Raw genomic sequence first — 21,300 nt, 5'->3', positions numbered from 1 at the left:
GCGTTTTTAAGGCTCTTTAGTCTCGGCAATACTAGATTTAACCTTGCTTTTAGTGTCAATCCAAATATTAGGCACAGCCCCACCTGGAGTGAGCATGATTTGAGCGTTATTATTCGTTTTTAACGCTTCATTAAACTGGCCTTGAACTTCAATTTGGCGCAGCCTTAAAAGCTTGTCGCTCAAGCTTTGTGAAATGCTTAAATTGGCTTGAGATTTCGCCTTAGCTTCAATCACGATCGCATCCGCCACGCCCTGAGCCTTAATCCTGTTAGCGTCCGCTTCCCCTTTAGCCAGAGCGGCTTGTTTTTGAGCTTCTTGCTTGGAGCGCTCCACCTCGTATTTCACCCTTTCTGATTCTTGGCGCGCGATTTGGACTTTTTCAATTTGCTCTTTAATCTTAGCGGGCAAGACGATTTCTCTCAATTGGATAGAGCTTAATTCCACAGGGGTGTTGGGGAGCTTAGAAACTTCTTTATTGATACCGCTATTAATAAGAGCGGCGATTTCATTGCGCTTAATGGGTAAATCTTCAGCCGGATAGCGCCCCACGACAGATCGCACCACATCGCGTACCACAGGGTTGATGATTTTTTGCTCCCAAGACAAGCCATAAGTAGCGATCGTTTGAGGGGTGGTTTGAGGGTTTAAGCGGTATTGCACGGTGAGTTCAATAGAAACGGTCAAACCCCTACTATCCATCACATTAATAGCGTCGTTTCTAAAAATTCCTTGGTTTTTACCCGCCACGCCCATGTCTTCGGTGCGTGAAAAATTGATATTCCTAATCCTTGTATCCACAATAAGAATGTCTTGAATGATAGGCACAAAAAAGTGGATTCCTGGCTGTAAGGGGGTGGGTTCGTATTTCCCGGCGGTGATTTTAATGCCAATTTCTCCTGAGCTGATCACTTCAAAAGGCTTGGCCAAAAAAGCGATAACGCCTAAAAGGACAATGACGATTAAAACCGATAGTTTTTTAGAATTAAAAGAGTTAGACGGCGGAATGAAACGCCCCCCATTATTAGGCGTATTGGGCGTGGGGGTTTCTCTTTGAGGATTTTTCTTTTTTAAATGTTCGTTCAAATCAATGGGCATGGATTTCCTTTTTAAATATTTTAACGGCGTTTGGGTTTTTTAGAATGGTGGTTCGTTTTAGAGCCTTTTTCTCTGTAATGACCCTTTTTGAAAGAACGCACTTGATCATGCTGGTGCGTTTTTTTGTTAGAGAGTTTTGGCGTTTTTTCTTTAGGGTTTTGAATCGCATCAATTTCTTGCTGGTTTAAGCCAATTTTAGTGGTTTCAAACTGCAAACTCAAAAGTTTTAAAACCAATTGAGACGGCTCAAAAATTTCGGTAAGCTGTTCATAAAGGCTGATGATTCCTTCAGACACTTTAGCGTCATGTAAGGTTTTGATGATCTGATTTTCGTTAATGGTGGGGATTTCAAAAAGTTCAATCTCTGAATCAATTTCTTTTTGCATGCGTAAAAGCTCTTTGTATTCTAAAGGGGTTACTAAAGTGATCGCCATGCCTTTTTTGCCCGCTCTCCCGGTTCTCCCGATGCGATGGATATAGCTCTCGGTATTTAGGGGCAAGTGGTAATTAAACACATGGCTTACACCGCTAATATCTAGCCCTCGGCTCGCCACATCCGTAGCCACCAACACATCAGCGTCATTTTTTTTAAACGCCATGATAGAAGTGCGGCGATCCCTTTGATCCATATCCCCATGCAAGGCGGTGCTTTTGTAATTTTTAGAAGCAAGGAATTGGTGCAATTCATCGGCTTCTTTTTTGGTGCGCGTGAAAACAATGCTCTTTTTGGGCGCTTGGGTGTCTAAAAGGCGCATGATCGCTTCAGCCCTCTCATGCTCATTGATCACATAAAAGCGTTGGGTGATGTCGGTGTTAGTGATATTAGAAGGAGCGATATGGATTTTAATAGGGTTTTCTAAAATCTTATCCGCTAGCCTTTTGATCGGCTCTGGCATCGTGGCTGAAAAAAGCAAAATCTGTGCTTCGCTAGGGAGGTAGTCAAAAATCTCTTCAATATCGTCTAAAAACCCCATATCCAGCATTTCATCGCTTTCATCTAAAACGACCACTTTAGGCACAAATTTATGGATGCGCTCGTTTTTTAAATGATCCAACAGCCTTCCTGGCGTGGCGATCATCACTTGGGGGTTTTTCTTAATAAATTCGCATTGTTTTTTAACGCTCTGGCCTCCATACACGCACACGGTTTTAGTCCTAGTGTGTTTGCCCAATTTAAAAATCTCATCGCTAATTTGCATGGCTAATTCTCTGGTGGGCGTGATCACTAAGGCCTCTATGGTGTGGTTGTTTTTAAGGTTGTTGATAATGGGCAGAGCGAAAGCGGCGGTTTTTCCTGTGCCTGTTTGGGCTTGCGCGATGACATCTCGGCCTTGCAAAACAGCCGGAATGGCCTTTTCTTGAATGGGGCTTGGGGAAGTGAAACCGGCTTCATAAACGGATTTTAAAACCGATTCTTTTAAGCCCAAATCATTAAAACTAGGCTTATGATAAGCGTCATCATCAATTTCTGTAGGGAGTGGTGGTTGATTCAATTCCATGGGAGATTCATACCTCAATTTAATTTGAAACTTTATAAAAAGCTAATAAAAGGCTAAAATTAAAATCTTTGATTTAAAGTTTATAAGATTTTTGAGTATAGCATAAAAATGCGCTCAATTAAGTTTAAAGTTTTTATAAAAGGCTTATGCTAAAATAATTAGAATTTAAGGAATAAAGAAAGGGTTTGATTGAAACGGGTGTTTTTGTGGCTTATTTTTGTATTAGCTTTCCACAAGCTTTTGGCCGAAAAAATAGGCGATATAGCGAGCGTGGTGGGCGTAAGAGATAACCAGCTGATTGGCTATGGGCTTGTGATTGGCCTAAATGGCACAGGGGATAAATCCGGCTCAAAATTCACCATGCAATCCATTTCTAACATGCTAGAGAGCGTGAATGTCAAGATCTCTGCAGATGATATTAAATCTAAAAATGTCGCTGCCGTGATGATTACAGCCTCCTTGCCCCCCTTTGCAAGACAGGGCGATAAAATTGATATTCACATTTCTTCTATTGGGGATGCAAAATCCATTCAAGGAGGGACTTTGGTGATGACCCCTTTAAATGCGGTAGATGGGAATATTTACGCCCTCGCTCAAGGGGCTATCGTTTCGGGCAATTCTAGTAACTTGCTCTCAGCCAATATCATCAACGGAGCGACTATTGAAAGGGAAGTTTCGTATGATTTGTTCCATAAAAACGCCATGACTTTAAGCCTGAAAAACCCCAATTTTAAAAACGCTATCCAAGTGCAAAACACTTTAAATAAGGTGTTTGGCAATAAAGTAGCCATAGCACTAGATCCCAAAACCATTCAAATCACTCGCCCAGAGCGTCTTTCTATGGTGGAGTTTTTAGCCTTAGTGCAAGAAATCCCCATTAATTACAGCGCGAAAAATAAGATCATTGTAGATGAAAAATCAGGCACGATCGTTTCAGGAGTGGATATAATAGTGCATCCTATAGTGGTTACAAGCCAAGACATCACGCTTAAAATCACTAAAGAGCCTTTAAATGACTCTAAAAACACGCAAGATTTAGACAACAACATGTCCTTAGACACCGCTCATAACACGCTGAGTTCTAACGGGAAAAACATCACCATTGCCGGGGTGGTAAAAGCCTTACAAAAAATCGGCGTGAGCACTAAGGGGATGGTTTCAATCTTGCAAGCCCTAAAAAAAAGCGGTGCGATTAGCGCTGAAATGGAGATACTATGATAAACAACAATAAAGCCATGTTAGAGCAATACAACGTTTCTAAATTAGCGAGCGAAGAGAAATTAAAAGCGTTGGCTCAAACTAAAAACGACAAGCTCCTCAAAGAACAAACCGATTCTTTTGAAGCGCTGCTTTTAAAATTCATGCTAGATACTGCTATGAAAATGGATAACCCCTTGTATCCTAAAGCCCCGGGCGATGAGATTTACACATCCATGTATAAGGACACGCTTTCTAAAGAATTGAGCGGGAATTTTGGTTATAGCGAAATGCTGTTTAATTTCTTAAAAGAGCAAGAAAAACAAAAACCATGAAAAAATCCAAGCACTTAAAACGCCCTTATTTAAAGCGTTCCCATTTGAAACACTCTTATAAGGCTTCTTCTTTCAAAGGGTTGTTAAAAAAAGAGGATAATGTGATTTCATTAGAAAATTTTAAACCCAAAGAGAGCGAAGATTTATTAGAAAATTTTTCCAACAAAAAAGACATGCAAGAATTGCTAGGGCTTTTAAACCAATTTATTTTACAAAGCTACAAGGTAGAAAAGGAATTTAAGGATTATAAAGCCCTTTATGAATGGGTCATAGAGATTTTACCGCAAGCCATTTGGGTGGTGAATGAAAACGGGAGCTTTTTTTATAAAAATTCTTTAGCCAATCAAAGCCATGAGGTGTTCAATAAGGCTAAATTAGAAAATTTTAACACTGAAATTGAACATGAAAATAAAAGCTATTTAGTCCAGCAAAACAGCATTCAAGGCAAGCAAATCATCACCGCAACCGATATTAGCGCTCAAAAACGCCAAGAGCGGCTCGCTTCTATGGGGAAAATCTCAGCGCATTTAGCCCATGAGATCAGAAACCCTGTAGGCTCTATCTCCCTTTTAGCTTCGGTGTTATTAAAGCATGCGAACGAAAAGACTAAGCCCATTGTTGTAGAATTGCAAAAAGCTTTATGGCGTGTGGAAAGAATCATTAAAGCCACCTTGCTTTTTTCTAAAGGCATTCAAGCCAACCGCACCAAGCAAAGTTTAAAAACGCTAGAGAGCGATCTCAAAGAAGCCCTAAATTGCTACACTTACTCTAAAGACATTGATTTTCTTTTTAATTTTAGCGACGAAGAAGGGTTTTTTGACTTTGATTTGATGGGGATTGTGTTGCAAAATTTCTTGTATAACGCTATTGATGCGATTGAAGCCTTAGAAGAGAGCGAACAGGGTCAAGTGAAGATTGAAGCGTTCATTCAAAATGAATTTATCGTCTTCACCATTATTGATAATGGCAAGGAAGTGGAAAACAAAAGCGCTTTATTTGAGCCTTTTGAAACCACCAAATTAAAGGGTAACGGCCTAGGGTTAGCTCTGTCTTTACAAGTCGTTAAAGCCCATGAAGGGAGCATTGCGCTGTTAGAAAATCAAGAAAAAACCTTTGAAATTAAGATTCTTAACGCTTCTTGAGTGATAATATCCCCCTTAAAAAATGAGTTTTACGATAAAACAAAATTTTAAAAAGATTAAAGAATATTAAATTGAATAGAGTTTATCAATATTTGACAAAAATAAGATCAAAACAATTTTTCATTAACTCTTTTGGTGTAGGATAGCGATCAGGGTTTTTATGAAAGTAAAAGCCTAAAACAATTTTAAAAAAAGGACTTTTGATGAAAACATTTGAAATTTTAAAACATTTGCAAGCGGATGCGATCGTGTTATTTATGAAAGTGCATAACTTCCATTGGAATGTGAAAGGCACCGATTTTTTCAATGTGCATAAAGCCACTGAAGAAATTTATGAAGAGTTTGCGGACATGTTTGATGATCTGGCTGAAAGGATCGTTCAATTAGGACACCACCCCTTAGTCACTTTATCCGAAGCGATCAAACTCACTCGTGTTAAAGAAGAAACTAAAACAAGCTTCCACTCTAAAGACATCTTTAAAGAAATTCTAGGCGATTACAAACACCTAGAAAAAGAATTTAAAGAGCTTTCTAACACCGCTGAAAAAGAAGGCGATAAAGTCACCGTAACTTATGCAGACGATCAATTAGCCAAGTTGCAAAAATCCATTTGGATGCTAGAAGCCCATTTGGCTTAAGCTACCAAAAAGAAGCTAGCATGAGAGATTACAGCGAGCTTGAAATTTTTGAGGGAAACCCCTTAGACAAGTGGAATGACATTATTTTTCATGCGAGTAAAAAGCTTTCTAAAAAAGAGCTAGAAAGGCTTTTAGAGCTTCTGGCTCTTTTGGAAACTTTTATAGAAAAAGAAGACTTGGAAGAAAAGTTTGAATCTTTCGCTAAAGCTTTAAGAATGGATGAAGAGTTGCAACAAAAAATAGAGAGCAGAAAAACAGACATTGTGATCCAATCCATGGCGAATATTCTCAGTGGGAATGAATGAGCTTATCCGCTATGGCTTGATATTTCTCTTTTTTTTAAAGGCGTTTGGGCTTGATTATGGGATAGATAAAACGCTAGAATTAAAAAAAGATGAAGTCTTTAAAGCGATCATCAAAGACACTTCAAATGAGCAAACCAAAGAAATTACGCTCTATTGGACGCTATATGCAAATAAAGGTTTAGTCATCAACATGCGTTTTAACCATTTCCCTTACCAGTTTATTTTATACACCGATCATGCGAGAAACACCTATAACCTTAAAGTTTTTGAAGAAAAATTTTCTTCTAACAGCACTCTGTCGCTTGTGTTTAAAGGTTTTAAAGAAGATAAAGCCACTTTAAGGCTTTTAGCCCTTATGCCCCTTGCTTTTTCTCCTAAAGAACCTTAAGGAATTTGCATGCAAGAAAAACAACTCAAAGCCATTCAAAATAAGATCGCTTCTTGGATCAAGGAAATAGAAAGCGGCTTTATAGATGAATTGTTTTCCAAGATTGGCCCTTCAAAAATGCTGCGCTCCAAACTCATGCTCGCTTTATTAAACGAAAAAACAGACGCTATTTTATTGGATAAAGCATTCAATTTGTGCACGATTGTAGAAATGATACAGACCGCTTCCTTATTGCATGATGATGTGATTGACAAGGCGACCATGCGCCGAAAACTCCCTAGCATTAACGCTCTTTTTGGGAATTTTAACGCCGTGATGCTTGGGGATGTGTTTTATTCCAAAGCCTTTTTTGAATTGTCTAAAATGGGCGAAGCAATCGCTCAAATCCTCTCTAATGCGGTTTTAAGGCTCTCTAGAGGCGAGATTGAAGATGTGTTTGTGGGGGAATGTTTTAATAACGACAAACAAAAATACTGGCGTATTTTAGAAGACAAGACCGCTCATTTCATAGAAGCGAGCCTAAAGAGCATGGCGATTCTTTTGGATAAAAACGCCAAAATGTATGCGGATTTTGGGTTGCATTTTGGCATGGCGTTTCAAATCATTGATGATTTATTAGACATCACTCAAGACGCCAAAACTCTAGGTAAGCCCAATTTTAGCGATTTTAAAGAGGGCAAGACCACTTTACCCTACTTGCTTTTATATGAAAAATTAAATCCGCATGATCAAGGGCTTTTAATTTCTTATTTCAAACAAGACAGCCATGAAATCATAGAATGGACTAAGGAAAAATTCAAGCAATATGGTATCATAGAAGAAACCCTTAAAATCGCTCAAGTTTATTCTAAAAAGGCTCTTGAAGCCATTAAGGGGGAGAACAATTTGGTTTTAGAAAAACTAGCGCAAGATGTCATTTATAGGACTTTTTAATGGAGTTAGAAACTCATTTATCAAAATATTTCACCCTAGCCTTTACGCATAAAAGCATGAGCTTAGAAATGCGAGAAAAACTCGCTATCAATTCGAGCGCAACGCTTAAGGAATTTTTACAAACCATTAAAAACCATTGCCCCAACATCAAAGAGTGCATGGTGTTATCCACATGCAATCGCTTTGAAATCTATGCGAGCCTAAAGCACGGCGCTAATACTAATGAACAAAAAAGCGCACTATTAAAGATTTTGGCTCAAAATAAAAAAATGAGCGTGTCTGATTTGGAAAAATGCGTTTTAATGAACACTGATGAAAGCGCAGTCCATCATGTCTTTAGCGTGTGCAGCAGTTTGGATAGCTTGGTGGTTGGGGAAACTCAAATCACAGGGCAGATGAAAAACGCCTATAAATTCGCTTTTGAAGAGAAATTCTGCTCCAAAGATTTAACCCGATTGCTCCATTTTGCTTTCAAATGCGCCGCTAAAGTGCGCAATCTAACCGGCATTTCCAAACAAGGGGTCTCCATCTCTTCAGTGGCGGTCAAAGAAGCGCTTAATATTTTTGAAAAAGAAAGGATTAAGGATAAAAAAGCCCTCGTGATAGGGCTTGGCGAAATCGCTCAATTAGTCATCAAGCACCTTTTAAACAAGCAATTTAAAGTGCTTATTTTAGGGCGTAATGCGGCTAAATTTGAAGATTTCATCAAAGAATTAAAAGAATTAGAAGAGCCTAAAAAAGTGGGCTTTCAAAATATAGAAAATTTAAACGCTTATATCAATGAATACGAACTGCTTTTTTGCGCCACTTCTTCGCCGCATTTTATCGTGCAAAATCGCATGTTAAAAGAAACGATTTTCAGGCGTTTTTGGTTTGATTTAGCCGTGCCACGAAATATTGAAAAACCGGTATTAGATAATATTTTCTTATACAGCGTGGATGATTTAGAGCCTATGGTGAGTGAAAATGTGGAAAACAGACAAGAAAGCAGAACGAAAGCTTATGAGATTGTAGGGCTTGCCACAATAGAATTTTACCAATGGATCCAAAGTTTAGAAGTAGAGCCTTTGATTAAGGATTTAAGGGAATTGGCTAGGATTTCAGCCCAAAAGGAATTGCAAAAAGCGCTCAAAAAACGCCATGTGCCTAAAGAATACGAAGGCAATATTGAAAAGATCTTGCACAACGCTTTCAACACTTTTTTACACCACCCTACCATCGCCTTAAAAAAGAACGCTCAAAAAGAAGAATCCGATGTGCTTGTGGGTGCGATTAAAAACTTGTTTAATTTAGACAAATCTAACGCTAATCATGCCCAGAATTTGAATCTCTATAAATGCGAATATTACGAGGAATAATGCATGCTATTTTCAAAACTCTTTGCCCCCACTCTCAAAGAACCCCCTAAAGATGCCGTGTTAAAAAGCCATAAACACTTAGCCCAAGCAGGATACATTTATCAAGTAGGCAGCGGGATTTATAATTTCTTACCCTTAGCTAAAAAAGTGCTAGACAAGATAGAAAACATCACGCACAAACGCATGCAAGAGCATGGGGCGCAAAATATTTTAATGAGTTTTGTGGTTTTGGCGAGTTTGTGGGAAAAATCAGGCCGTTTGGATAAATACGGCAAGGAATTACTGGTTTTTAAAGACCGAAAAGACAATGATTTTGTTTTAAGCCCCACTTTAGAAGAAAATATCACCGAAATTGCCGCTAATTTCATTAAAAGCTACAAGCAATTACCCGTCCATCTCTATCAAGTCCACACGAAATTCCGTGATGAGATCCGCCCGCGATTCGGGTTAGTGAGAGCGAGGGAATTTATCATGAAAGATGGTTATAGCTTTCATGAAGACGCTGAGAGCTTGGATAAGGAATTTTTAAACACGCAAAGCGCTTATAAAGAGATTTTAAGCGATTTGGGTTTGGATTTTCGCATTGTGGAAGCGGATAGCGGAGCGATTGGAGGGAGTAAAAGCAGGGAATTTGTCGTTTTAACAGAATGCGGGGAAGACACGATCGTGGTGTGTAAAAATTGCGATTATGCCGCCAACATTGAAATCGCTAAACGCTCTAAAAGGCCTGAGCCTTTAAATGTCCCAAAAGCGCAATTAGCGAAATTCCCTACCCCTAATACCACCAGCGCGCAAAGCGTGGCGGAGTTTTTTAAAACAGAGCCTTATTTTGTCTTAAAAGCGCTTGTGAGAAAAGTGATCCATAAAGATAAAGAAACCCTAGCGTGCTTTTTTGTTAGGGGCGATGACAATTTAGAAGAAGTTAAAGCCCTAAACGCCTTGAACATTATAGGAGCGAACGCTTTAGAATTGAGAGAGGCGAGTCAAAAAGATTTGGATAATGCGGGGTTAATAGCGGGTTTTATAGGGCCTTATGGCTTGAAAAAGCATGTTTCTTACATTGTTTTTGATGAAGATTTAAAAGAGGGCGATTGCTTGATCGCTGGGGCTAATGAAAAGGATTTTCATGCGGTGGGCGTGGATTTAAAAGGGTTTGAAAATCTTGTTTATGCGGATATTGTCCAGGTTAAAGAGAGCGATCGTTGCCCTAATTGTCAGGGATCGTTGAAATACCATAAGAGTTTGGAAGTGGGGCATATTTTCAAACTCGGGCAAGGCTATGCTAAAAGCTTGAAGGCGAGTTTCTTGGATAAGAATGGTAAGGAGCGGTTTTTTGAAATGGGGTGCTATGGGATAGGCATTAGCCGATTGCTCAGCGCGATTTTAGAGCAAAAAAGCGATGATTTAGGCTGTGTGTGGACGAAAAATACCGCTCCTTTTGATGTGGTGATCGTGGTTTCTAATTGGAAAGATGAAGCGCAAAAAAAACTCGCTTTTGAAGTGTATGAAAGGCTGCTTCAAAAGGGCGTTGATGTATTGTTAGATGACAGAGACGCGCGTTTTGGGGCGAAGATGAGGGATTTTGAATTGATTGGGGAAAAATTGGCGCTCATTGTTGGGAAGCAAACTTTAGAGAGCAAAGAATTTGAATGCATCAAACGCGCTAATTTAGAAAAACAAACGCTTAAAGACACCGAATTAGAAGAAAAAATTTTAGAACTATTAGCGAGCGAATAAAAAGGGAGTGAGTGGGAAATTTAGTGATTGGCTCTAGGGGGAGCGAATTAGCTTTATGGCAAGCGAATTATATTAAAGAACGCCTGAAAAAAGAATGCTCTATGGAAAGCGAGATTCAAATCGTTAAGACTAAGGGCGATAAAATCTTAGACACCCCTTTAAATAAGATTGGCGGTAAGGGGCTATTCACTAAGGAATTAGAAGAATTGCTTTTAAAAGGCGCAATTGATTTGGCGGTGCATTCTTTAAAAGATGTGCCGGTCGTGTTTGAAAAGGGGTTAGACTTGGCATGCATCACTAAAAGGGCTGATGTGAGGGACACTTTTTTGAGCGTGAAATTCCCTGATTTGATGAGCTTGCCTAAAGGAGCCAAGGTTGGCACGACTTCTTTAAGACGCTCCATGCAACTCAAACTAAAACGCCAGGATCTAGACACAGAAAGCTTAAGGGGGAATGTCCAAACCCGTTTGAAAAAGCTTGAATGCGGTGAATTTGACGCTATCATTTTGGCTGAAGCCGGACTGCAGCGTTTAGAAATTCAAGGAGCGAAATACCGCAAGGCTTTTAGCGTAAAAGAAATGATTCCTAGCATGGGTCAGGGGGCTTTAGGGGTAGAAATGCTCAAAAACCACAAGCATTTTGCCACGCTTCAAAAACTCAACGATGAAGAAAGCGCGTTTTGCTGCCATTTAGAAAGGGAATTTATCAAAGGGCTTAATGGGGGGTGTCAGATCCCTATTGGCGTGCATGCGAGTTTAATGGGCGATAGGGTTAAAATCCAGGCGGTTTTAGGCTTGCCTAACGGGAAAGAAGTCATCACTAAAGAAAAACAAGGGGATAAAACTAAAGCGTTTGATTTAGTTCAAGAGCTTTTAGAAGAATTTTTGCAAAGCGGGGCGAAAGAGATTTTAGAAAAGGCGCAGTTGTTTTAATGCGTTTGTTTATCGCGCTAGTTTTGTTTTGGTGGTGGTTAATTTTGAGCGCTAAAGAAGCGGATTTCATCTCTGATTTAGAATACGGGATGGCTCTTTATAAAAACCCTAGGGGTGTTGCGTGCGCGAAATGCCATGGCATTAAAGGCGAACAACAAGAAATCACCTTTTATTATGAAAAAGGCGAAAAAAAAATCCTCTACGCCCCTAAAATCAACCATTTAGATTTTAAAACCTTTAAAGACGCCCTGAGTTTGGGCAAAGACATGATGCCTAAATACAACTTGAATTTAGAAGAAATCCAAGCGATTTATCTTTATATCACCTCTTTAGAGCATAAAGAAGAGCATAAGGATTCTCCTAAGCCTTAAGCAAAGCGCTTGATTTATGTTAAAATGGTGCGTTGCATTTTTTGTTTTGATTAAAGAAGGGTTCTAAAAATCAGGATTTAAGAGAAGGTAAAAATGAATGTCAAAATTTTAAAAATATTAGTTTATGGGTTATTTTTTTGGAGCTTGAACGCCCATTTATGGGGGAAACAAGACAATAGTTTTTTGGGGGTTGCTGAAAGAGCCTATAAAAGCGGGAATTATTCTAAAGCAGCGTCTTATCTTAAAAAAGCATGCAACGATGGGGTGAGTGAAGGTTGCACGCAATTAGGGATCATTTATGAAAATGGGCAAGGCACTAGAATAGATTATAAAAAAGCCCTAGAATATTATAAAACCGCATGCCAGGCTGATGATAGGGAAGGGTGTTTTGGTTTAGGGGGGCTTTATGATGAGGGGTTAGGCACGGCTCAAAATTATCAAGAAGCCATTGACGCTTACGCTAAGGCGTGCGTTTTAAAACACCCTGAGAGTTGCTACAATTTAGGCATTATTTATGACCGAAAAATCAAAGGCAATGCCGATCAAGCGGTTACCTACTATCAAAAAAGCTGTAATTTTGATATGGCTAAGGGGTGTTATGTTTTGGGCGTGGCCTATGAAAAAGGCTTTTTAGAAGTCAAACAAAGCAACCATAAAGCCGTCATCTATTATTTGAAAGCGTGCCGATTGGATGATGGGCAGGCTTGCCGCGCGTTAGGGAGTTTGTTTGAAAATGGCGATGCAGGGCTTGATGAAGATTTTGAAGTGGCGTTTGATTATTTGCAAAAAGCCTGCGGGTTAAACAATTCTAGTGGTTGCACGAGTTTGGGCTCTATGTATATGTTAGGCAGGTATGTCAAAAAAGATCCCCAAAAGGCTTTTAATTTTTTCAAACAAGCATGCGATATGGGGAGTGCGGTGAGTTGCTCCAGGATGGGCTTTATGTATTCCCAAGGGGACGCTGTTCCAAAAGACTTGAGGAAAGCCCTTGATAATTATGAAAGGGGTTGCGATATGGGCGATGAAGTGGGTTGCTTCGCTCTAGCGGGCATGTATTACAACATGAAAGATAAAGAAAACGCCATAATGATTTATGACAAAGGCTGTAAGCTAGGCATGAAACAAGCATGCGAAAACCTCACTAAACTCAGGGGGTATTGAAAAATTTTAATCAACCCCCTAAATCATTGTTTGACTCAAAACTTTTCAAAGATTTGGCTCTGTTTTAAGAGCTAAAGCAGAAACCCACCCTATTAATTTTTAATCTTTAGTGTTTTTAGGGTTTTGTCTATTTTCAAAAAGAAAACTTTTTGAATATTTTTTGCGGTTGTTTGGTTGTGTTTGTTAGCGTGTTTTTATGGTGTAAATTTTTGTTAGGTTAGCTTGAAGTGGGTTTTAGGTTTAAAAAGTCCTATAAAAATGTTTTAGCGTGTTTTTGCGCTATGGATAGATATACGTTTGGTTGTGTTTTTCAATAGCTTTAATTTATGGCTTTGCGTGTTGCTATTATAAGCACGCTACAAACACGAATCACACGATAACAGAGCGGTATGCGCACGCTATAAAAAGACTTGATAAAAATAACGAAAAATAATTAAATTTCAAGCGTTCTTTTAAAAATTGTTGTCAGATGAGACAGATAAAAACGCTTTTAGTTTAAAGATAGAGTTTTAGGGGTTTGTTGGTTTAGTTATTCTTTAATTTTTTAAAAAATAGGGTTTTTAAAACTCATAAAAGGATAAGGGGTATTTTGAAATCATTCCCCTACAACCCCCTTTTTTAAAATCCCCCTAACCCCCTAAGAGCGCGTTATGAGAAATTATCGCTCGCTTTTCGCAAACTTTTTTATTTTGGTTGTCAAAACACCCAAAAGGTATTTTTTAGATTTCATAACCAATATCCAAAACAGAGCTAATATTTTAAACCCTACAAAGACCAATAGATCGCTCCAAAGAAAACGATACTCCCTATCAAAACGCTTATAAACATGCGTTTAGTGTCCTTAAAAGCCACCATTAAAAACGCGCTCACATAAAACAACAATAAAAACACGCAAAAAATCCCCGAAAGCACCTTAAACACAACGCCCGCCTTAGCCTTATGCAGCATGATGAGCACACCTAAAAAGCCCCTTTCAATGGTTTTGATTTTTGTTTGAGCGCCTTTAGTTTCAAGGTTGATTTCATACAAAGGCGTGCCAATAACCAACGTTCCCCTATACTCTCTAGGCTCTATCTTTTTAGGCATAGCGATATGGTTTTCTTTTATAAAGTCTTTTAAAAAATCCAATCGTTCTTCTTTTTTTAAGGATTTTTCTAAAACCCACTCTTTGATAGTAGCGCCAGTGTCTTGGCGCACCCCAAAGAGCAATGAAAACCCGCTGACCGCAAAAAGAAGCGCCAAAGGGAAGAAAAAAGTGGTCGCATAGATGTGGAAATAACGCATCATTGCCGTCATTATTGCAACCTGTGGCTCACGAATTTAGAAAAATTATCCAAGACTAGCCCCCCTTTTCTAAACCCTAGCGCGCAAGATTCATAAGCAAAAAACACATTAGGCTGATAATACAACCCGTTATGCGAGTTGAGCTCGTAAAATTCCTGATAAATGGGTTTGTGGTTAGAATAAACGCCGTCCGTCTTTAAAAGCGATTGCATGGAAGCTTCAAAGATTTCACTATTCGCCCCTTCCCTACCAAAAGCCACTTTTTTGATTTGCTTTTTATTAGCTAAAGGTTCATAGCTCGTTTCTAACAATAAGGGGTGGTTGGGGTATCTGTCCCATAAAAGTTTTAAAAAACGCTTGGATTGGAAAAGGATCGTGTAAGCGGGGTTTAAAAAAATCGTGTTTTTATTTTCCATCATGCCTTGCATCAAAAGGGCTAATTCTGGCTCATCAATGGCGATATTTTCCCATGGGATTAACTTGAATAAAAACTCATAATTCAAGCCGTTTTTAAACACGCCCTCTTCTGCATTAAACTCTACTTCATCAATGTAAGAAAAATCCGTTTCAAACCCCACGCTCTGAGCAGCGTCTTGCAAAAAACGCATAGTGCGCTCTTCTTCAATATTCCCCCTAACGCTTGAAAAAAGGATTTTCCACCCCTCATACATTTCCTCAAAACGACTCGTGTCTTCGCCTAAAGTTACCATGCGTTTAAAATTCTCGCCAAGCGCTTCATAAAGGTTGTTGAATTGCTTGTTTTCATCATAGCCATTCGCTTTGAGTAACGCCCATTGAATTACCGCCGTTTCATAGAGCATGGTGGGGGTATCAGCGTTAAATTCTAATAATTTAATAGGCTTGCCATCAAGCCCCCCGGCTAAATCAAAACGCCCGTAAATATGCCAATGCACTTCCTCTTCAAAACTCTGTTTGATCATAGGGATGAGCGCGTTAGGAATATCCAATTCAAAAAAGCGATCGTTTTGAATGGCCTCTTCAGCCGTTTCTACAAACATGTCATAAAGCTCATTACAAGCGTCATAATAAGCGTCCGCTTCTTTTTGAGAAACAACCACCATTTCATCAGCGATATAAGATGACATGTCGTCATTAGTGTGCCAATCTAGGCCGATTTCTTCTAAGGTCTTATTGTCTAAAGGTTTTAAAGGAATCACTTGCATTTTTTAGCCTTAAATAGATTAAATTATGAGTTAAAGCCCCTTGTCCCAGAGCTTACCGCAGGCGAACTAGTAGGCCTACTAGAGCCAAAAAACCCGCTCTGTCCCTTACTCGCTGTGCCCATGCTTGAAGCGCTAGGCGTGCTTTTAGAAAAGGAATTTTGAGAGCGTTGGTAAGCTTGTGGGGATTTGTAGGTCCGTTGGGCGTTTTGCTGGTAATTAGGGTTATTGAAAAGCTTATTGCCAATATAACTCCCTAAAATCGCCCCCGCCGCGCTCCCTAAAATCGCGCTCCCCAAGCCAAAGCCTGAGCCTTCATTACTCCCTCCACTCCCTCCATTATTAGGCTGGATAAGCTTGCTCGTGCCGTTATCAATTTTGGCTTCTTCTTCTTTGATGAGCTTTTGGATCTCTTCATTGCTCAACACGCGTTCATTGCCTTGCAAATCGCGCACTATAATGTGGGTTCTTGAACTGGGGTATTCTTCAACAACCTTGTAAGATTTATCCTTTTGCTCTTCTAAAATCACAAACGCGCCTTTTTGAACGCTTTGACTTAGAGAGCTTTGCTCTTTTGGTTTGTCATCGGCATTGCTCTTACACCCCACAATGCTCACCATCACTAACGCACTCAAACCACCCACGATCGCATAATCAGAAATTTTTCTGTAGGGTTTTTTCATGAGAGTAACCTTATATCATGCCTTATAATGGTATAAGAAAGGCACACCCTTAATCACGCCAGATTCAAAAATCTTTTTAGTGGTATTTTCCACTTTAGTGCGTAAATCTTCAGGCTCTTTTTGAGCGTTAATATCGTATTGGGTGGAGTAAATCTTTTCAAGAATAGAGATTTTATCTTCCACGCTCGCTCCCCTAGCCCTAGCTTTCGCCATTTCTTCTTGGATTAAAGCCGCTTTTTTAGCTGAATTGACTCCAAGCCACCCCACTACAACCATTCTCACGGTGTTTTCTTTTAAATGATCCCTGAGTTTAGTGAGCTCTTTTTGGCAATGCGGGCACATGGGATCAGAGACAATATAAAGGATTTTATCCTTATTTTCAGCGTTAGTAGAGGGCAACTCTATCACATAATCAGCCGGTATTTCATTAAAAATAGCGTTCAATTTCGCACTATTTTGTTGGGTGGCGTTAAGGGCTTGGATTTTTTGATTGGTTTCTGCAACTAATTTCACATCTTCGCTTTTATTGCTAAAAAAGATATTGCTAAGCCCTATGACTAAATTACCATCCTTACTCACTACAAGCGGAATATTGTATTTAGTGTCCGGATCTTCAATAACGACCATTTTTAAATCCTGGCTGGATTTTAAAGGTTTGACTTCTAAAATACGCACCTTTTTATTGGTTTGTTTTTCAATCACGCTCACTAAATTATCCTGCATCCGTTTGTCATTAGCTGAAACTGAATGTTTAGGGGCTGCCCCTAAACCTACAAGAAGTAACGCGCTCAACACACTCGCTCTTAATATCATTAAAACTCCTAAAGTTCAATAGCCTAAATCCTTACAATAATAAGGAATAAGCTTTTAATGGGTATAATACCATAAAATCCCCTATTTTCATAAGGCTTAAAAGGTTTAAAGATGATTATCATTCCTGCTAGATTAAAATCCAGTCGTTTTGAAAATAAAGTGCTAGAAGATATTTTTGGCTTGCCTATGGTAGTGCGTTGCGCTAAAAATGCGAATCTAGTAGATGAATGCGTAGTCGCTTGCGATGATGAAAGCGTCATGCAAACATGCCAAAAATTCCGCATTAAAGCGGTGCTAACCTCCAAACACCATAATAGCGGCACAGAACGCTGTTTGGAAGCGGCGCAAATTTTAGGGTTAAAAAACGATGAAAGGGTTTTAAACCTGCAAGGCGATGAGCCTTTTTTAGAAAAAGAAGTCATTTTAGCCTTATTAGAAGCCACCAAAAACGCCCCTTTCATGGCGACTTGCGCTAAAGTCATTGATGAAGAGCGAGCCAAAAGCCCCAATTTAGTCAAAGTGGTTTTAGATCATCAAAATAACGCCTTGTATTTTTCGCGCTCCCTTATCCCCTTTTTACGAGATTTTGATGCGAAACGCCAAACCCCCCTTTTAGGGCATATCGGTATTTATGGCTTCCACAATAAAGAAATCTTAGAAAAATTATGCGCTTTAAAACCTTGCGTTTTAGAGGAAATAGAAAAATTAGAGCAATTAAGGGCTTTGTATTACCAAAAAAAGATTGCAGTGAAAATCGTTCAAAGCCAAAGCGTGGGTATTGACACCAAAGAGGATTTGCAAAACGCTTTGAAAATTTTTAACCCCAATCTCCTTGAGCGCTAAAATCTAAAAAGCACTCAACACATTTTCCACCATCAAAAACCTCTTTTTAAATCCAAAAAAAAGCAAAATTTCTTAATTTTTGCTCAATTTTATTAAAAATTCAATAAATTTATGGCACAATTTAAACGCATTGTAAATAAAGTTTCAATTTGATACGATTTTACAAATAAAACATTACTTTAAGGAACATTTTATGAAAAAAACGATTTTACTTTCTCTTATGGTTTCATCGCTCCTTGCTGAAAATGACGGCGTTTTTATGAGCGTGGGCTATCAAATCGGCGAAGCCGCTCAAATGGTGAAAAACACCGGCGAAATCCAAAAAGTCTCCAACGCTTACGAAAATTTAAACAATCTTTTAACCCGCTATAACGAACTCAAACAAACGGCCTCTAACACTGATTCAAGCACCGCTCAAGCGATTGACAATCTAAAAGAGAGCGCTAGCAGATTGAAAACGACCCCCAATAGCGCTAATCAAGCCGTATCCTCAGCGCTCAGCTCTGCGGTGGGCATGTGGCAAGTGGTAGCCTCTAATTTAGCCAGTGGCACGCTACCCACTAGCGAATACAACCAAATCAATGCGATTTCTCAATTGCTCCAAAATACCCTAGAAAATAAAAACAATAATCTCACGATTGCAAATGACTACGATCAGCTTTTAGGACAAGCTAGCACCATTATTAACACCCTTCAAAGCCAATGCCCAGGGATAGACGGAGGCAATGGCAAACCATGGGGCATTAATGCGAGCGGGAACGCATGCAATATTTTTGGCAACACCTTTAACGCCATAAACAGCATGATTGACAGCGCTAAAAAAGCCGCCGCAGAATCCCGAAGAACCAACGACCCAAGTCAAGGTGCAAACCAACAAAACGCATTCAACAACGCTGATTTCACTAAAAACCTTAATCAAGTATCAAGCGTTATTAATGATACTATCTCTTATCTCAAAGGGGACAATTTAGAAACCATCTATAACACCATTCAAAAAATGCCCGATTCTAAAGGGTTTCAAGGTTTGGTGAGTCGATCTAGCTATAGTTATTCCCTCAACGAAACGAAATATTCCCAATTCCAAACCACCACCAAAGAGTTTGGTAATAACCCTTTTAGAAGCGTGGGATTGATTAATTCTCAAAGCAATAACGGGGCGATGAATGGCGTGGGCGTGCAATTAGGCTATAAACAATTCTTTGGGAAAAATAAATTTTTTGGGATCCGGTATTATGCCTTTTTTGATTACAACCATGCCTATATCAAATCCAACTTTTTCAACTCCGCTTCCAATGTTTTCACCTATGGCGCTGGCAGCGATCTTTTATTGAATTTCATCAATGGCGGATCCGATAAAAACCGCAAAGTCTCTTTTGGTATTTTTGGGGGCATCGCATTAGCCGGCACGACATGGCTTAATTCCCAATTGGTGAATTTAAAAACCACCACTAGCACCTACAACGCTAAAATCAACAACACCAATTTCCAATTCTTATTCAATACCGGTTTAAGGCTTCAAGGGATTCACCATGGCGTTGAATTAGGCGTGAAAATCCCCACCATCAACACGAATTACTATTCTTTCATGGGCGCTAAATTAGCATACCGAAGACTTTATAGCGTATATTTCAATTATGTTTTGGCTTATTGATATTGAATCGGTTCTCATTACTAATGAGAACAAAGCCAATTTTTTGGCTCTCAATGAATAACGGCATCATTTTACTTGACTTTTTACAAAAAACACACTAGAATTTCTTTTTATTTTTTGAGCGAAATTCCAGATTAGCTCAGCGGTAGAGTAGGCGGCTGTTAACCGCTTGGTCGTAGGTTCGAATCCTACATCTGGAGCCATACTTTTAACTCATCTTTTTTTTATGGCAAAAATTCACGCAATCCCTTCAGATTTGATCCATAACGCATTGACTAAAACCCCCACCACAACCCCTATCGCTAAATTATGCGTGTATAAAACCACCGCCACGACTAAGAGCATGTTGAGCGTGTCATAGAGCTTGATTGTTTTAATGTTAATAATGGATTGGAAATTAAAAGTGGTGAAAGAAATCATCACCATCACCGCCACAACCGCTACAATGGGGATCTTAACCACGTATTCATTAAACACTAATATTAGCACCATTAAAGAAAAGCCGGCAAAAAAAGTAGAAAGCCTTGTTTTGGCCCCGGATTTTGCGTTAATGATAGACTGCCCCACTAAAGCGCACCCTGTCATTCCCCCCAAAAGCCCTGAGATGATATTCCCCAAGCCTTGCGCTTTAGTTTCTTTGTTTTTATCGCTCACGCCGTCTTTTAAAATGACGTCTAAAGTTTTAGCGGTCAATAAGCTTTCTATCGTGCCTACTAGCGCTAAAGAAAGAGCGTAAGGCAACAATCCTACCACCATTTTAAAATCCAAATTTTTGGGGATAATGATGAAATGAAAGCCTGAAACCCCTTGCTCAATGCTCCCCAAATTCGGTGCATGCATATCAAAAATTAAAGCGATCGCGCTCACTGCAAGGATACAAATCAGATTAGAGGGAATTTTTTTAGTGATTAAGGGGAAGAGATAAATGATCAATATTCCGGTAGCGAGCAAGATAAACACCCCCAAATTTTGGTTTTGAAGGAATTTGAATTGCTCTGTTAAAAGCAAAATGCCTAGTGCGTTCACAAAACCATACATCACTGATTGAGGGATAAATCTTAAAAGATTCCCTATTTTCAAATAGCCTAAAAGAATTTGCAATATTCCTGCCATAAGAGTCGCCACGCCCGCGTATTCAAGCCCATAATTTTTAACCACGCCCACTAAAATGAGCGCCACTGAGCCGGCTGCTGCGCTAATCATCGCCTTTCTAGCCCCAAAAAGAGACAACACAAAAGCCATATAAAAGGTCGTATAAAACGCTACGCCCACATCTAAACCCACCATGATCGCAAAACCGGCCGTCTCTGGGATCACAGAAAGCCCCACCACAAAACCAGACAACAAATCTTTTTGAATGTTGCTCAACCATTCTTTTTGTATCTTTTCCAACATGCCTTTCTTTCCCATTAAAATGGCTTGATTGTAACCAAAGATTTAAAAACCAATTTCAAACCAAATAAAATCCCTTTTCTTAGCGTTAAGCTTTCTTAAATATTTTATTGTAAAAAATACTTAAAATCGTTTTTTTTTTTTTCAAAATATAAATTTTAAGCTAAGAATAAGCATTTTATGGTAAAATGGCGAACTTTCATAAACATGACTATCATGGGAATGTGAAACCAAGAAAATCAATTAAAAGGAGAAAACATGAAAAAATCCCTCTTGCTCTCTCTTTCTCTCATAGCTTCATTATCAAGGGCTGAAGATGACGGATTTTATATGAGTGTGGGCTATCAAATCGGTGAAGCGGT

21 protein-coding genes and 1 tRNA gene are annotated in these 21,300 nt (G+C 39.2%); 15 read left to right on the top strand and 7 right to left on the bottom strand.

Features of this window, described 5'->3' with window-relative positions:
- Window positions 1-6 precede the first annotated feature (6 nt).
- Together FIM66_RS03225 and FIM66_RS03220 are read right to left on the bottom strand one after the other, a co-directional pair.
- Entirely contained in the window at window positions 7-1,095 is a 1,089-nt protein-coding gene (locus FIM66_RS03225; protein WP_001121052.1) for a prohibitin family protein, read from the bottom strand.
- 20 nt (window positions 1,096-1,115) lie between these two features.
- Window positions 1,116-2,594, bottom strand: a complete 1,479-nt coding sequence (locus FIM66_RS03220; protein ID WP_140600021.1) for a DEAD/DEAH box helicase — start codon at window positions 2,592-2,594, stop codon at window positions 1,116-1,118.
- Window positions 2,595-2,783: 189 nt separating this feature from the next.
- Here FIM66_RS03220 and FIM66_RS03215 point away from each other — a divergent pair, with 189 nt between their 5' ends.
- From FIM66_RS03215 to hcpE, 12 genes are all read left to right on the top strand, one after another.
- Window positions 2,784-3,812 carry a flagellar basal body P-ring protein FlgI gene (locus FIM66_RS03215; protein ID WP_140490052.1) on the top strand — a complete coding sequence of 343 codons (1,029 nt, stop codon included), beginning with the start codon at window positions 2,784-2,786 and terminating at the stop codon, window positions 3,810-3,812.
- Window positions 3,809-4,126, top strand: coding sequence for a hypothetical protein (locus FIM66_RS03210; RefSeq protein WP_000609419.1), 318 nt, complete (start codon window positions 3,809-3,811; stop codon window positions 4,124-4,126). Before FIM66_RS03215 ends, FIM66_RS03210 begins: the two co-directional genes overlap by 4 nt.
- Window positions 4,123-5,268, top strand: coding sequence for an acid survival sensor histidine kinase (gene flgS, locus FIM66_RS03205; RefSeq protein ID WP_120880915.1), 1,146 nt, complete (start codon window positions 4,123-4,125; stop codon window positions 5,266-5,268). The genes FIM66_RS03210 and flgS overlap by 4 nt, the downstream gene beginning before the upstream one ends.
- A gap of 203 nt (window positions 5,269-5,471) precedes the next feature.
- Window positions 5,472-5,906 carry a DNA starvation/stationary phase protection protein gene (dps, locus tag FIM66_RS03200; protein WP_000846462.1) on the top strand — a complete coding sequence of 145 codons (435 nt, stop codon included), beginning with the start codon at window positions 5,472-5,474 and terminating at the stop codon, window positions 5,904-5,906.
- 20 nt (window positions 5,907-5,926) lie between these two features.
- Window positions 5,927-6,211 (top strand): DUF2018 family protein, encoded by a 285-nt coding sequence (locus FIM66_RS03195; protein WP_001206051.1) that lies wholly within the window; start codon window positions 5,927-5,929, stop codon window positions 6,209-6,211.
- The gene (locus FIM66_RS03190; protein WP_140548064.1) at window positions 6,204-6,599 is read left to right on the top strand and encodes a hypothetical protein; all 396 of its coding nucleotides are present in this window, start codon (window positions 6,204-6,206) and stop codon (window positions 6,597-6,599) included. The genes FIM66_RS03195 and FIM66_RS03190 overlap by 8 nt, the downstream gene beginning before the upstream one ends.
- 9 nt (window positions 6,600-6,608) lie before the next feature.
- Entirely contained in the window at window positions 6,609-7,532 is a 924-nt protein-coding gene (locus tag FIM66_RS03185; protein ID WP_140548065.1) for a polyprenyl synthetase family protein, read from the top strand.
- On the top strand, window positions 7,532-8,890 hold the full coding sequence (gene hemA / locus FIM66_RS03180) for a glutamyl-tRNA reductase (RefSeq protein ID WP_140599973.1): 1,359 nt from the start codon (window positions 7,532-7,534) through the stop codon (window positions 8,888-8,890). The genes FIM66_RS03185 and hemA overlap by 1 nt, the downstream gene beginning before the upstream one ends.
- A 3-nt stretch (window positions 8,891-8,893) precedes the next feature.
- On the top strand, window positions 8,894-10,627 hold the full coding sequence (gene proS, locus FIM66_RS03175) for a proline--tRNA ligase (RefSeq protein WP_140599972.1): 1,734 nt from the start codon (window positions 8,894-8,896) through the stop codon (window positions 10,625-10,627).
- An 11-nt stretch (window positions 10,628-10,638) separates the two neighbouring features.
- On the top strand, window positions 10,639-11,559 hold the full coding sequence (gene hemC / locus FIM66_RS03170) for a hydroxymethylbilane synthase (RefSeq protein WP_140599970.1): 921 nt from the start codon (window positions 10,639-10,641) through the stop codon (window positions 11,557-11,559).
- Entirely contained in the window at window positions 11,559-11,930 is a 372-nt protein-coding gene (locus tag FIM66_RS03165; RefSeq protein ID WP_140599969.1) for a c-type cytochrome, read from the top strand. The genes hemC and FIM66_RS03165 overlap by 1 nt, the downstream gene beginning before the upstream one ends.
- Window positions 11,931-12,023: 93 nt before the next feature.
- Window positions 12,024-13,091, top strand: a complete 1,068-nt coding sequence (gene hcpE, locus FIM66_RS03160) for a Sel1-like repeat protein HcpE (protein ID WP_140599967.1) — start codon at window positions 12,024-12,026, stop codon at window positions 13,089-13,091.
- A 765-nt stretch (window positions 13,092-13,856) separates the two neighbouring features.
- Here the strand turns inward: hcpE and FIM66_RS03155 are convergent.
- The 4 genes from FIM66_RS03155 to dsbK are packed head-to-tail and all read right to left on the bottom strand — an operon-like array spanning window position 13,857 to window position 17,052.
- Window positions 13,857-14,387: a hypothetical protein gene (locus FIM66_RS03155; RefSeq protein WP_140599965.1), complete on the bottom strand. Its 531-nt coding sequence runs from the start codon at window positions 14,385-14,387 to the stop codon at window positions 13,857-13,859.
- On the bottom strand, window positions 14,387-15,559 hold the full coding sequence (locus FIM66_RS03150) for a glutathionylspermidine synthase family protein (protein ID WP_140599963.1): 1,173 nt from the start codon (window positions 15,557-15,559) through the stop codon (window positions 14,387-14,389). Before FIM66_RS03150 ends, FIM66_RS03155 begins: the two co-directional genes overlap by 1 nt.
- 23 nt (window positions 15,560-15,582) lie before the next feature.
- Window positions 15,583-16,239: a UPF0323 family lipoprotein gene (locus tag FIM66_RS03145; RefSeq protein ID WP_140599962.1), complete on the bottom strand. Its 657-nt coding sequence runs from the start codon at window positions 16,237-16,239 to the stop codon at window positions 15,583-15,585.
- 15 nt (window positions 16,240-16,254) lie between these two features.
- On the bottom strand, window positions 16,255-17,052 hold the full coding sequence (gene dsbK, locus FIM66_RS03140) for a protein disulfide-isomerase DsbK (protein WP_140599960.1): 798 nt from the start codon (window positions 17,050-17,052) through the stop codon (window positions 16,255-16,257).
- Window positions 17,053-17,163: 111 nt separating this feature from the next.
- Between dsbK and kdsB the strand changes: the two genes are divergently transcribed.
- From kdsB to FIM66_RS03125, 3 genes are all read left to right on the top strand, one after another.
- Complete coding sequence (kdsB, locus tag FIM66_RS03135) at window positions 17,164-17,895, top strand: 3-deoxy-manno-octulosonate cytidylyltransferase (protein WP_140599959.1); 732 nt, start codon at window positions 17,164-17,166, stop codon at window positions 17,893-17,895.
- A gap of 193 nt (window positions 17,896-18,088) precedes the next feature.
- Window positions 18,089-19,546 carry a porin HopA gene (hopA, locus tag FIM66_RS03130; RefSeq protein WP_140548074.1) on the top strand — a complete coding sequence of 486 codons (1,458 nt, stop codon included), beginning with the start codon at window positions 18,089-18,091 and terminating at the stop codon, window positions 19,544-19,546.
- Window positions 19,547-19,674: 128 nt separating this feature from the next.
- A tRNA-Asn gene (locus tag FIM66_RS03125) sits at window positions 19,675-19,749 on the top strand.
- A gap of 34 nt (window positions 19,750-19,783) precedes the next feature.
- Here FIM66_RS03125 and FIM66_RS03120 read toward each other — a convergent pair.
- Window positions 19,784-20,941 carry a SulP family inorganic anion transporter gene (locus tag FIM66_RS03120; RefSeq protein WP_194149244.1) on the bottom strand — a complete coding sequence of 386 codons (1,158 nt, stop codon included), beginning with the start codon at window positions 20,939-20,941 and terminating at the stop codon, window positions 19,784-19,786.
- Window positions 20,942-21,300 lie beyond the last annotated feature (359 nt).

Source organism: Helicobacter pylori (assembly GCF_006439795.1).
GTDB classification, from domain to species: Bacteria; Campylobacterota; Campylobacteria; order Campylobacterales; family Helicobacteraceae; genus Helicobacter; species Helicobacter pylori_CR.
The sequence above is the reverse complement of the archived record's forward strand: the minus strand, read 5'-3'. Positions and strand labels throughout refer to the sequence as shown.